Source organism: Streptomyces muensis (assembly GCF_021474425.1).
Classification (GTDB): Bacteria; Actinomycetota; Actinomycetes; order Streptomycetales; family Streptomycetaceae; genus Streptomyces; species Streptomyces muensis.
The window spans coordinates 1-12864 of sequence record NZ_JAKEIP010000239.1; the positions used below are offsets into that span (position 1 = coordinate 1).

General features: G+C 70.6%; 8 protein-coding genes and 1 pseudogene. 4 read left to right on the top strand and 5 right to left on the bottom strand.

Features of this window, described 5'->3' with window-relative positions; genetic code table 11:
- Positions 1 to 527: 527 nt before the first annotated feature.
- Entirely contained in the window at positions 528 to 905 is a 378-nt protein-coding gene (locus tag L0P92_RS35200) for a hypothetical protein (RefSeq protein WP_062715807.1), read from the bottom strand.
- Between the two features lie 3 nt (positions 906 to 908).
- Entirely contained in the window at positions 909 to 1154 is a 246-nt protein-coding gene (locus L0P92_RS35205) for a hypothetical protein (protein WP_048578995.1), read from the bottom strand.
- Positions 1155 to 1363: 209 nt separating this feature from the next.
- Here L0P92_RS35205 and sigJ point away from each other — a divergent pair, with 209 nt between their 5' ends.
- A complete protein-coding gene (gene sigJ / locus L0P92_RS35210) occupies positions 1364 to 2296 on the top strand; it encodes an RNA polymerase sigma factor SigJ (protein ID WP_234767121.1) in 933 nt (310 codons plus the stop codon).
- Positions 2293 to 3816 (top strand): cytochrome bc1 complex cytochrome b subunit, encoded by a 1524-nt coding sequence (qcrB, locus tag L0P92_RS35215; protein WP_234767122.1) that lies wholly within the window; start codon positions 2293 to 2295, stop codon positions 3814 to 3816. The genes sigJ and qcrB overlap by 4 nt, the downstream gene beginning before the upstream one ends.
- Here qcrB and L0P92_RS35220 read toward each other — a convergent pair.
- Positions 3761 to 6004 carry a glycoside hydrolase family 9 protein gene (locus L0P92_RS35220; RefSeq protein ID WP_234767123.1) on the bottom strand — a complete coding sequence of 748 codons (2244 nt, stop codon included), beginning with the start codon at positions 6002 to 6004 and terminating at the stop codon, positions 3761 to 3763. The two genes, qcrB and L0P92_RS35220, sit on opposite strands and share 56 nt — an antisense overlap.
- A 237-nt stretch (positions 6005 to 6241) precedes the next feature.
- A complete protein-coding gene (locus tag L0P92_RS35225) occupies positions 6242 to 9349 on the bottom strand; it encodes a glycoside hydrolase family 2 TIM barrel-domain containing protein (protein ID WP_234767124.1) in 3108 nt (1035 codons plus the stop codon).
- Positions 9350 to 9548: 199 nt separating this feature from the next.
- Here L0P92_RS35225 and L0P92_RS35230 point away from each other — a divergent pair, with 199 nt between their 5' ends.
- Together L0P92_RS35230 and L0P92_RS35235 are read left to right on the top strand one after the other, a co-directional pair.
- Positions 9549 to 11930: a SpoIIE family protein phosphatase gene (locus L0P92_RS35230; RefSeq protein ID WP_234767125.1), complete on the top strand. Its 2382-nt coding sequence runs from the start codon at positions 9549 to 9551 to the stop codon at positions 11928 to 11930.
- A gap of 95 nt (positions 11931 to 12025) precedes the next feature.
- Positions 12026 to 12649 (top strand): DUF4232 domain-containing protein, encoded by a 624-nt coding sequence (locus L0P92_RS35235; RefSeq protein WP_372497384.1) that lies wholly within the window; start codon positions 12026 to 12028, stop codon positions 12647 to 12649.
- Positions 12650 to 12658: 9 nt separating this feature from the next.
- Here the strand turns inward: L0P92_RS35235 and L0P92_RS35240 are convergent.
- Positions 12659 to 12864, bottom strand: a pseudogene (locus L0P92_RS35240) (hydrolase); the annotation flags it as partial.

Here is a 12864-nt window from a genome sequence, read left to right on the forward strand (position 1 = left end):
CCCGTGGGGGGTGGGCACTGAACGGATTCCTTCCCACGCTCACGACACGGAAGTTCCCTTCGCCGAAAAGGACCGAGCGACTTGGTGTGTACCTCTTCGGCACGAGCGGGGGGAGCAAGAATTCGCCCATGTCCATCCGCCCCGGTTCCTCACGGAACGCATGAGACCCGGCCTTTTTACACCCCCCACGGGTAGTTCACCCTTGCACAGCACACGGAGGGCCAACAAGACACTTGGGCAACATGAGCACCTTTGAAAGAAAGTCAGATTCGGTGGCAACTCTCCGCAAGCCCACGAGCTTTCGACATTCCTTGCGCCCCGTGTGAAACGCACGCACACGCCGCGCCACCGCGCGCGCTCCCCGGCGCGCACGCCGGCGTAGTCCACTGGGAGTGGCCCTCTCGGAAGGCCCCGCGCAGGGACGGCGGCTCTCCTGCGCGTCATGGGCCGCCGACCCCGTTCCTCCCGCCCTCGGTCGGCGGCCCCAGGGCGGTGGGGACGGGACGGTGAGGACGGGACGGCGGGGTTCAGATCTGCCAGGAGCGCAGCCGGTCGGCGGCGCCGTACACGTCGACCTTGCCGGAGATCAGGTCGCGGGCCAGATCGACGAGGGCGCCGTAGGGCGGGTCGATGCCGACGCCGCTGACGAACATGTAGGCCACCGCGGACGCGCAGGCGAAGCGGGCGTTGGCCGAGGGCAGCGGCTTGAGCAGGGCCAGGGTGTGCAGCAGCGCGGCGGCCCGCCAGGCCGGGTCGGAGTCGACGCCGAGACGGGGCGGATCCACGCGATGGCGGGCGACGGCTGCGACCAGCGCGGAGAAGTCGTTGACCGTGGGCTGGTCCGGCAGGACCTCTTCGTGTCGCTGCAGCAGCCAGGGCACGTCGATATGGATGACAGGTGCCATCGGTCAGGCGGCCCGTCCCTCGCCCTTTGCGGACGGTTCGTCGTCGGGGAAGGCGGCCGCGAACTCGTCGGCGTGCGACGCGAAGAACCGACGGAACGCCTCGGCGCCCTCCTGAAGTGCCCGGTGCCGGGCTATGTCGGCCGCCGCGGCCTCGCGCACGAGCGCCTTCATCGACGTACCGCGTTCCTTGGCGATCTGCCGCAGGTCCTCGAGCTCGCGGTCGCTGAACTCCACATTGAGAGCTGGCATGGCTTCACGGTACCGCTCGGGTACTCAAGCGTAAATACGTGCAGGTCAAGTGTGATGCAGGCCGGTACCGGGCGACCATGGACCGCCGTGCCCTGCACGCTGTCGCACTCAGGAAGTCCAGAGACGTGGGTCACATTTCACCCCCTGGATGTCACATTCCGGCCCCCGCCGGACCTCGCAGTAGTGAGCGCGCACTGGGAGGCCTCCGCATGTCCGACACCCCCGTACCCGTCACCGACGACGCGACCGGCGTCTTCGTCGAGCACCGAGAGCTGATGTTCGGTGTCGTCTACAACATCCTCGGCAGCGTCGCCGACACCGAGGACGTCCTTCAGGAGACCTGGCTGTCCTGGACGGCGCGGGCCGGGGGCGCGCCGCTCGACGGGGTCGACAACCCTAGGGCGTATCTCGTCCGGATCGCCGTCAACCACGCCCTGACGCGGCGGGCCGCGATCAGCCGCCGCCGGGAGACCTACGTCGGCCCGTGGCTGCCCGAGCCGCTGGTCGCGGTCGACGAGGGCGACGGCGCCGAGGACCCCGCCCTGCGCACCGAGTCCGTGTCGCTGGCGCTGCTGGTCGTCCTGGAGTCGCTGTCGCCGCTGGAGCGCGCGGTGTTCGTGCTGCACGAGGTGTTCGGGTACCCGCACACCGAGATCGCGGAGATCATCGACCGCAGCCCGGCGGCCGTACGGCAGCTCGCGCATCGCGCGCGGGGGCATGTGCACGCGCGGCGGCCGCTGTACGAGGCGCATCCGCGGGTGCGCCGGGAGGCGACCGAGCGGTTCGTGCGGGCCGCGGTGGGCGGGGACATCGCCGAGCTCATGGAGGTCCTCGCGCCGGACGTCACCGTGTGGACGGACGCCGGCGGCAAGCGCAAGCCGGCGGCGCTGCGACCCGTGCACGGCCGGGACAAGGCGCTGAGGTTCTTCGGCGGGTACGGGAGGAAGGGCGGTGCGGGTGCGGGCCACCTGGAGCTGCGCTACCGGCGGGTGAACGGCGACGACGCGGTGGTGCTGTTCCAGGGCGGGGAGCCGTACGCCGTGCTGGTCCTGGATCTCACACCGGACGGCGACCGGGTGTGCGGCGTCTACGTCGTGAGCAACCCGGACAAGCTGACGCATGTGCCCCGGGAGGAGGCGTGAGCGCCCGGGAGCTGCCGGCCGGCCGAGGGGAGCGGGTCGCGGACTGGTTCGACGGGCGGCTCGGCATCCACTCCCTCGGCCGGAAGTACCTGCGCAAGGTCTTCCCGGACCACTGGTCGTTCCTGCTCGGCGAGATCTGCCTGTACAGCTTCGTCGTGCTGATCCTGACCGGTGTGTACCTCACCTTCTTCTTCCATCCCTCGATGAACGAGGTGACGTACCACGGCAGTTACCTCCCCCTCAACGGCGTCCGCATGTCCGAGGCGTACGCCTCCACGCTGGACATCAGCTTCGACGTGCGCGGCGGGCTGCTGATCCGGCAGCTGCACCACTGGGCGGCGCTGGTCTTCGTCGCCGGGATGCTCACGCACATGATGCGGCACTTCTTCACCGGGTCGTTCCGCAGGCCGCGGGAGGTCAACTGGCTGTTCGGCTGGTCCCTGCTGTTCCTCGGTCTGTTCGAGGGCCTCTTCGGCTACTCGCTGCCGGACGACCTGCTGTCGGGGACGGGCCTGAGGTTCGTGAACGGCGCGCTGCTGTCGGTGCCGATCGTCGGGACGTATCTGTCGATGTTCCTGTTCGGCGGGGAGTTCCCCGGCCATGACATCGTGGCCCGCTTCTACTCCCTGCACGTCCTGGTGATCCCCGGCATCATGGCGGCGCTGGTCGTCGCGCACCTCCTGCTGGTCGTGTACCACAAGCACACCCAGTTCGCGGGCCCCGGACGCACCGAACGCAACGTCGTCGGCGCCCCGTTCCTGCCGGTCTACCTGGCGAAGGCGGGCGGCTTCTTCTTCCTGGTCTTCGGCGCGCTCACGTTCATGGCGGCGGTCGCCTCGATCAACCCGGTCTGGTCCTACGGTCCCTACCGCGCCGACCAGGTCTCCACCGGCGCCCAGCCCGACTGGTACCTGGGCTTCGCGGAGGGGCTGGTCCGGGTCATGCCGGGCTGGGAGATCACCCTGTGGGGCCACACGCTCGTCCTCGGGGTGCTGATCCCGATCGTGGTCTTCCCGCTGCTGCTCGTGTTCATCGGCGTGTACCCGTTCCTCGAGGCCCGGATCACGGGCGACAACCGCGAGCACCATCTCCTCGACCGGCCCCGCAACCGCCCGGTCCGCACGGGGATCGGCGCGGCCTGGATCAGCCTGTACCTGATCCTGCTGGCGGGCGGCGGCAACGACATCGTGGCGACCCGGCTCCATCTGTCGATCAACACGGTGACCTGGATCGTCCGGATCGCGGTGTTCCTCGTCCCGGCGGTGGTGTTCGTGGTGACCCGCAGGATCTGTCTCGGCCTCCAGCTCCGCGACCGCGAACTGGTGCTGCACGGTCGTGAGACCGGCGTGATCAAGCGGCTGCCGCACGGTGAGTACGTCGAGGTGCACCAGCCGCTCGATCAGGCGCGGCTCCACACGCTCACCGCGCACGAGCGGCCCGGTGAGCTGGTGGAGCACGCGAGGGTCAGCCTTGATCCGCCACGAAGGACGCCATCCGGGTCAGGGCCGAGTTCCAGTTGATCGTGTGCTCGTTGGTCGACCAGGACTGGATGTCGTCGATGTAGCAGAACTGGCCGACGCAGCCCTGGAGTTTGCTCTGTGCGTAGGGGTCCTGAATGCCGGAGTTCGGCCCGCCCGCGAGTGTGCCGACCGGCGGGTTCGGCTGGCTCGGGTCGAGCTGATGGGCGTACCAACGGGCGTGCTGGTTACGGGAGTTGACCTCGCCGTAGCCGGTCACGTACGAGATGTTCAGCGCGTTGCGCCCGAGAAGGTAGTCCATGCTCTGCAGCGCGCCGTCACGGTACTTCGAGGCACCCGAGATGTCGTACGCGGTGGCGATGACGACGGCGTTGTGCAGGACCTGGTGGTTGGAGCCCCAGTCGTAGAGGTTGCCTTCGGGGGCGTACGGCATCCCGTACGGGTGTGACTTCAGCGTGGTCAGGTAGCGGTCAGCGCCCTTGATCACGGACTGGCGCACCTTGTCACGGCCGGGCAGCCTGCTCGGCACGGTGGCGAGGTCCAGCCTTGCCGCCGCCGCTGTCCTGGCCCAGTCGTAGCCGACGGGGATGAAGACGTCGGCCGTGTGGACCGGGGAGTTCAGGACGTGGTCCGCGAACTCCTTCTCGCCGGTGCTGAGATACAGCTCTGCCGCCGCCCAGTAGAACTCGTCGGTGACGTTGTTGTCGGCGTAGGTGCCGCCACCGATGCCGTCGCTCTCGGAGGCGTACCGGTCGGGGTGCGCGAGCGCCGCGGCCCACGCCGTGCGGGCGGCGCCCAGCGCCTTCGCCGCGAACTGCTTGTCGTACGGCTTGTACAGGCGTGCCGCCTGCGCGGCCGTCGCCGCCAGGTTCAGGGTCGCCGCGGTGGACGGCGGATGCAGTTCGCGCTTCTGCGGGTCGTCGCTCGGCAGCAGCGGCAGGCCCGTCCACTGCTCGTCATGGATCTTGTGATGCGCCATGCCGGCCAGCGGCTGCCCTGCCGGAACCTGCATCTTCAGCAGGAACTCCAGCTCCCAGCGGACCTCGTCGAGGATGTCCGGCACCTTGTTGCCGCTCTCGGGGATGGCGAGTGTGCCGTCGCCGAGCTTCTTCGGCTCCCCGGTGCGGGCGAGGAGTTCGCGTTCGTACGTGCTCAGCAGCTCCCACACGGAGATGCCGCCGTTGACGACGTACTTGCCGTGGTCCCCTGCGTCGTACCAGCCGCCGGTGACGTCGAGCTCGTAGTCGCACACCCCCGGCTGACAGGGCACGGCACCGTCGCCCTGGTTGGGCGCGACGTCGACGTGTCCGGCAGGCCGGGCGTATCCCGGGCGCAGGTCGTCACGGATCGCGATGCCGCTGCGCTGCGTGTAGTAGTACTTCACGGCGTCGAGGCGCAGCTTCTCGTAGGCGGCCGTCCCGATGTCGAACGGACGGCTCGCCTCCCCGTCGGCGACCAGGGTGAGGTCCTTGCCCTGCTTGCGGTAGGCGCCGAAGTCGATGGAGTGGACGTTCTGCGCGGAGGAGGCGTCGGTGCCGCGCGGCACGGTCCAGCCGTGGGCGACCACGGCCCCGGAGGCGCTCTTGAGCTGCCAGGGCAGCTTCCCGGTGGCGTCGGTGACGAGCGTGGCGTTCTTCGGCCCGGCGGGGAGGTAGGCGACCTGGTTCACGCGGACCCGCGGCCCGGTGTCGGGCTCGTACACCTCGGGCGGGACACCGCCCAGCAGCGAGGCGTCGTCCATGCAGAAGCGCCACGCGTCCGCGCTGCCGCCGACCTGGAAGGCGACCTGGCCCTTCGGGGTGTCGACGGGCGAGGTGAAGGTGTACGCGTAGGAGTTCCCGGAGACGCTGAGCTGCGGCGTCACCTCGAAGTAGGTGTCGTACGGCGCCTCCGACAGGCCGACGATCGCCCGCACCACATGCCCCTCGGGCGATCCGCTCGCGGTGAAGGAGAACCGGTAGGACTGCCCCTTCACCAGGGCGATGTCGTTCTGGCCCACTCCGGCGTCCCAGCGGTTGGTGGTGCCGCCGGGCACGTCGGCGCAGAGCTTGCCGTCGGACAGGCCGGCGGTGACGTTGGTGGTCGACCACCAGGGGGCGGTGGTGGTGTCGAAGGTGCCGTTCTTGAGCTGCTCGGTCTCTTCGGCGCCGGCCGGTGCGGCGGGCAGTGCGGTGAGGCCTGCGGCCAGCAGGGCCGTCAGGGTCAGGAGGGTGAGTCTGCGTCGTTTCACGTCTGGGCTCCTCGGGGGAGGGGCGGGTTACGCTCGCGGTGGGAGCGCTCCCAGAGGCGGACGCAGCTATGTTTGTTGGCGACATGACAGTGCGTCAACGGTCCGGACGCGCGGCTTTCCGTCTGCGGCGCCGTCGTGGCTTGTCGCGCCCGCGCGGCGGAGCCGCAAATCGAGCACAGCCCCGCGCCCCTGAAAGAAGGGGCGCGGCTGCGCCCGGCGTCCGGACCAGAACCTGGGTCAGGTGGCCGGTGCCTCCAGCTTGCTGATGCGTATTGCGCCTCGGGGTTCTCCCGGGTGGGCGCTGGTCAGGGTCAGTCGCAGCCCTGAGCCCCGTATCACGTCGAAGGTGATGACGGTCGGCGCGTCCGAGGCGGTGGCCCAGTCGACGGACGCGCCCTTGACCGGCGTGTACCGTCGGCCGTCCCAGACCTCGGCCACGATCGACGAGGGCAGCGTGTGTGTGGCGTCCACGGTGAACGAGACCTCCACCCGGTCGAAGGCTCGTGCCCGCCCGAAGTCCACGGACGCCCAGTCCTCCGCCCTGGCCCCGTCGAAGGCCGGCAGCAGTGCCGTCGCCGCCTTCAGGAAGCCGTTGGACCAGCCCGTGGACGGGTCGCCGTCGAGCATGGCGGCGGGGAGGGTGTCGGGGCGGCCGGAGTAACTGGCGTCGGCGTGGGGGTAGTTGGTCGGCTTCGGGTGGTCCGGCCCAAACTCGGCGGCCGGGGTGAGGGCTGCCGAACGGGCGGGAGTCGTCCGCACGGTCACGCTGCCCGTCCGCAGGCCCTCGGCACGCGCGGTCACCTTCAACGAGCCCGCCTTCGTACCGGACCGTACGATCGCCAGCGCCTTGCCGCAGAAGGCCGTGCGCGTGGTCGCCTGGTAACGCTCGGCACTCTCCTCGCGGCCGTTGTCGAGTCCGGCGAGCGAGCCGCCCGTCACCTCGAAGGCGATCAGGTCCTCGGCGCCGGGCACTACCGTCCCCCGGGCGTCGACGACCTCCGCGGTCACGAAGACCAGTGAACGGCCGTCGGCAGCAAGGGACTTGCGGTCGGCGGTGAGCCGTACGGCCTTCGACGCGCCGGCGGTGCGCAGCACGTCGGTGGCGACCACCTTGCGGCCGCTGCGGGCCACCGCCTTCAACTCGCCCGGCCGGTACGGCACTTTCCAGGTGAGATGGAGTTTGCCCGCGCTGCCGTTCGGGCTGGTGTAGCTGCCGGGGTAGGGGCCGTCGGTGAAGGTCTTGTCGTCGCCGGTCGCCTCGGTGGTCTCCAGGTAGGTCCGGCCGTCTACGGTCTTCTTGGTGTCGAAGGTCCGGGTGCCGAGGGACTTTCCGTTGAGGTACAGCTCGACGGTGTCGACGTTGGAGTACGCCCACACCTCGACCGTGTCGCCCTCCTGGTGGTTCCAGGTCATCGGCAGCAGGTGGACCATCGGTTCGCTGATCCACTGGCTCTGGAACAGGTAGTACAAGTCCTTCGGGAAGCCCGCCGTGTCGACGGCGCCGAAGAAGGACGCCTTGACCGGGAAGACGTCGTACGGCGTGGGCTCGCCGATGTAGTCGATGCCCGACCACAGGAACTGCCCGGCGAACCACTTCCGGTCCCGGTCCTTCTTGTGCCCGTACTCGCCGCTCATGGTCCAGGAGGCGAGGTTGTTGTCGTACGACGAGGTCGCCCGCTTGCCCGGTGTGTGGTTCTCGCCGGTGTTGAGGTGCTCGGGCTCCTGGTACGTCCCGCGCGTCGAGGTCTCCGACGACGACTCGGACTCGAACAGGAACAGGTGCGGGTAGGCCGCGTGCAGCTGGTCGACCGACTTGGCAGTGTTGTAGTTGAGGCCGAGGCCGTCCAGCCTGGCCAGCATCAGGTCCGCGGCGGAGCCCTTGGCGGGCAGGCGGCGGTACTTGTCGGAGCCGATGATCAGCGGGCGGGTGTCGTCGACGGCCCTGATGGCGTCGATGACCCGGTCGGCCATGGCCAGTCCGGCGGTGGAGGTGGAGTCGGGGACCTCGTTGCCGATGGACCACATCAGCACGGCGGGCGAGTTGCGGGCCGCGAGGACCATCTCGGTGGCGTCCTTCTCGCACCACTCGTCGAAGAAGCGGCCGTAGTCGTAGCGGGTCTTGCCGGTCCTCCAGCAGTCGAAGGCCTCCACCAGCATCACGATGCCCAGCTCCTCGCAGACCTGGATCATCTCCTGGGAGGGCGGGTTGTGGGAGGTGCGGAAGGCGTTGACGCCCATCGACCTCATGATGGTCATCTGCCGGCGGATGGCGTCGATGCTGACGGCGGCGCCGAGGGCGCCCAGGTCGTGGTGGAGGTCGACGCCCTTGATCTTGTGGTGCTCGCCGTTGAGGTGGAAACCCTCGTCGGGGTCGAAGCGGAAGGTGCGGAAGCCGAAGCGGGTGCGGTAGGTGTCGGTGACCTTGCCGCCGACGCGCAGTTCGGTCTTCAGGGTGTAGCGGTGGTCCGGGGTGGCGATGTCCCACGACTTCGGCGTGGAGACGGTGAGTTCCTGGGTCGCGGTCGCCTTGTCGGTGACGGGGACCGTGGACGACGTACGGGCGACCGTGCGGCCGTCGGGATCGACGATCCGGGAGACGACCTCGACGTCGGTGCCGCCGGCGGAGGCGTTCACCACCGAGGTCCGGACCCGGACGACACCCCGATCCTCGGTGATCTCCGGTGTCGTGACGTACGTCCCCCAGCGCTCCACGTGCACCGGCTCGGTGACGACGAGACGGGCCTCGCGGTAGATGCCGCTGCCCGAGTACCAGCGGCTGCTGGGGAGACGGTTCTGCACCTTGACCGCGAGGACGTTCTCGGTGGCGCCGTCGGTGTGCACCAGGTCGGTGAGGTCGAAGGCGAAGCCGGTGTAGCCGTAGGGGTGGCGGCCGGCCTCCGCGCCGTTGCAGTAGACGTGGGAGTCCATGTAGACGCCGTCGAACTCCACCGATATCCGCTTGCCCGCGAGGCCGGGCGGCAGGATGAAGGCGAGGCGGTACCAGCCGAGGCCGCCGGGGAAGAAGCCGGTGCCGCTGGTGGTGCCGTGCTCGGTGGTCGGGGCGGACTCGATGCTCCAGTCGTGCGGCACCGCGACCTCGCGCCAGCCGGAGTCGTCGTAGCCGGGCTCGGCGGCATCGGCGTAGGCGCCCGTGGGGTCGGTGATGCCGCCCGGGTTCACCAGGGCGAAGCGCCAGCCGTCGCGCAGCGGGACCGTGCGGCGGCCGGACGCGGCGGCGGACGTACCGGCGAGCTCCGCGGCCTGTGCCGTCGGGGTGATCTGCAGCGCTCCGGCGGCCGGGGCGGCGGCGGAGGCGAGCAGTAACGATCTTCGAGTGACTGTCATGGCGGCTCTCCCTCATCAGGGCCCAGAACTACTCACAACTGATCGTGAACAAACAGATTCTGACGGTGAAGGGCGCGCAGCGGTCAAGAGTGCGCCCTGGAGTTCCCGTACCGAACGGGTCGCCGGGGCGCCGACGCACTAGGCTGGAGCGCGAGTGTCACGCTTGATCACCGTGAGTGTGCGCGTTGGAGTGGCGAGCATGAGCCCGGAGTATCCGTTCGACGAGGCCGCGACGGCCCGGGCGGTCATCGACGACAGCGGCGTGCTCGTGGAGTGGAACGCCGGCGCCGAGCGGCTGCTGGGCCACCGGGCCGCCGAGGTCGTCGGACGCCCGGCCGCCGAGCTGCTGGCCGAGGGCGGCGGACGCGGTGCCCCGGAGGGCGACCGCTGGGACGGCATCCTCACGCTGCGCCGACGCGACGGGGGCACGGTATCCGTGTGGCTCCTCGCCCACCGGCTGAGACCGCCCCAGGGCCCGGGGCCGTATCGCTGGCTCGTGGTCACCCCGCTGGAGGGGGACGAGCCGCGGCTGCCCGACGATCCACTGGACCAGGTCGGGCTCCTCGCCTCGCCGTGCGCCATCGCGATCTACGACGAGCGGCTGCGGCTGCGCAGGATCAACGGCGTCATGGCGGAGGTCCTCCGCCTCTCCGAGGAACATGTGCGAGGGCTGCGGGCGCCCGAACTGACGGGCCGGGCCCAGAGCTACGACATCGAACGGCAGCTCCTTCGCGTGCTCACCACGGGCCGGGGCACCGACGTGCGGACGTATGTGCCGGTCGGCGGGGACAGAACGCACGCCTGGCTGGCCCGGATGGCCCCGATCACCGACGGCAGGGGACGGGTGCGCGGCGTGTCCGTCGCCGCGCACGACTTCACCGAACAGTACGTGGCCCAGGAGCGGCTCCAGCTGGTGAACGAGGCCAGCGTCCGCATCGGCACCACCCTCGATGTCACACGCACCGCCCAGGAGTTGGCGGACATCGTCGTCCCGGCGCTCGCCGACTTCGTCAGCGTCGACCTGCTGGATCCGCTGGAGCACGGCGGCGAGGCGCTCACCGGCCGACTCACCGCCCCGTTCACCCTGCGCCGCACCGCCCACCGGTCCGTCAACGCCGGCAGCCCCGAGGCCGTGGTCAAGCCGGGACACGTGGACGTCTATCCGAGCCCGTCACCGCAGGCGGACGCGCTGCTGGCCGGCCACACCCTCGTCGCCTCGACCTCGACCGACGACCTCGCGCAGTGGCTCTCCTGGGACCCGGCCCGCGCGGAGCGGATCCAGGAGTACGGCATCCACACCACCATGTCGGTGCCCATCCAGGCCCGCGGCACCACCCTCGGCGTCGCCGTGCTCACGCGGTTCAAGAACCCCGAGCCGTTCACTCCCGACGACGTGCTGCTGGCCGAGGAGATCACGGCCCGCGCCGCCGTCTGCATCGACAACGCCCGCCGCTACTCCCGCGAACGCGAGACCGCCCTCGCCCTCCAGCGCAGCCTGCTGCCCCGCACCCTGCCGCGCACCGCCGCGCTCGAAGCGGCCTCGCGCTATCTCCCGGCGGCGCGCTCCGGTGTGGGCGGTGACTGGTTCGACGTGATCCCGCTGTCCGGGCTGCGGGTGGCGATGGTCGTCGGGGACGTCGTCGGACACGGCATCCAGGCCTCGGCCACGATGGGCCGGCTGCGTACCGCCGTGCGCACCCTGGCCGACATCGACCTCGCGCCCGACGAACTGCTCACCCACCTCGACGACCTGGTCGTCCGGCTGTCCGAGGAGGCCGGCACCGACGGCGTCTCCGGCGAGGTCGGCGCCACCTGTCTGTACGCGGTGTACGACCCGGTCTCCCGGCGCTGCACGATGGCCAGGGCCGGCCACCCCGCGCCCGTCATGGTGTCGCCCGGCGACGCGCCCCACGAGATCGAGCTGCCGGCCGGGCCGCCGCTGGGCCTGGGCGGGCTGCCGTTCGAGTCGGCCGAGGTCGAGCTGCGCGAGGGCACGGTGCTCGCGCTCTACACCGACGGACTGATCGAGACCCGTGAGCGTGACGTCGACGCCAGCCACGCGCTGCTGTGCGAGGCGCTGTCGGGGTTCTCCGACTCGCTGGACGAGACGTGTGACCGTGTGCTGCACGCCCTGCTCCCGCCGGGCGGCGCCGCGGACGACGTGGCCCTGCTGCTGGCCCGCACGCTGGGGCTGCCGTCCTCCCGGGTCGCGACCTGGGACATCCCGGCGGACCCGGCGCTCGTCGCACCGATCCGCAAGCAGGTCCTGGAGCAGCTCGGCGTCTGGAACCTGACCGAGGCGTCGTTCACCGCCGAACTGGTGGTGAGCGAGCTGGTCACGAACGCCATCCGCTACGGCATCCACCCCATCCGGCTGCGGCTGATCCATGACGCGTCGACGCTGATCTGCGAGGTGTCCGACACCAGCCACACGGCACCGCATCTGCGCCGCGCCAAGATCTTCGACGAGGGCGGCCGCGGACTGCTCCTGGTCGCCCAGCTGACGGAGCGCTGGGGCAGCCGGCACACGGCGGACGGCAAGACGATCTGGGCCGAGATCGGACTCCTCGACGAGCAGTGAGTACGACGAGTGCGTACTCCGCGGGAAAACGGGGATTCGTCACAGACATGGGACGTGCACGGACATTCCACGCCTTACACCGGGCGACTCCCCTCGTGACCGCCGTCGCGCTGGCGGGCCTGCTGACCGCGTGCGCGGACGGCGCCGACTCCACGGGCGCCGCACGGACACCGGCCGCCACGGACAGCCGTACGACCGGACCGGCCGCGACCGACACCGGGAGCCCGGCCACCGAGCCGGGCACGCCCGGCCCCGGCACCCCCGACACCGAGAGCCCGGTGACGCAGTCGGGGGCCGCCGCGCCACGCTGTCACACCTCCGAACTGCGCGCGTCGATCGGGCGCCCGAGCCCCGGGGCCGGACAGCGGAACTTCCCAATCGTGCTGACCAACACGGCCGACCGCACCTGCACGGTCCGCGGCTACCCGGGCGCCGCCTTCGTCGACGCCTCCGGCAGGCAACTCGGACCGGACCCGAAGCGCTCCCCCGACACACCCACGACCGTCACGCTGGCCCCGGGCCGCAGCGCCTGGGCCGGGCTGTCCTTCGCCAGTCCCGAGATCAGCGGGGCCCGTACGGCCCTGCCTGCGGCGCTGCTCGTGACGCCGCCCGACGAGCGGGATCCGCTGAAGGTCACGTGGACAGCCGGTGAGGTGCCGGTGGCGGGGAACGAGTCGTCGGTGCGTCTGACGGTGGTCCAGCCCGGCACCGGCGGCTGAACCGGCCGGTCAGCGCCGGCCGCCACCGCCGTATCCGCCGCCATAGCCCCCGTACCCGCCACCGGACCAGCCGTTCTGGCCGCCCCAGGAGCAGGAGTAGGGGTTGGAGTAGCACGAGCCGTCGGCCGGGGACGGGCTCGTGGTCGTGGGCTGCGATGCCGACGGGGTCGCGGACGGTGTCGGAGTGGGCGTGGGGGTCTTCGACGGCTGGGGGG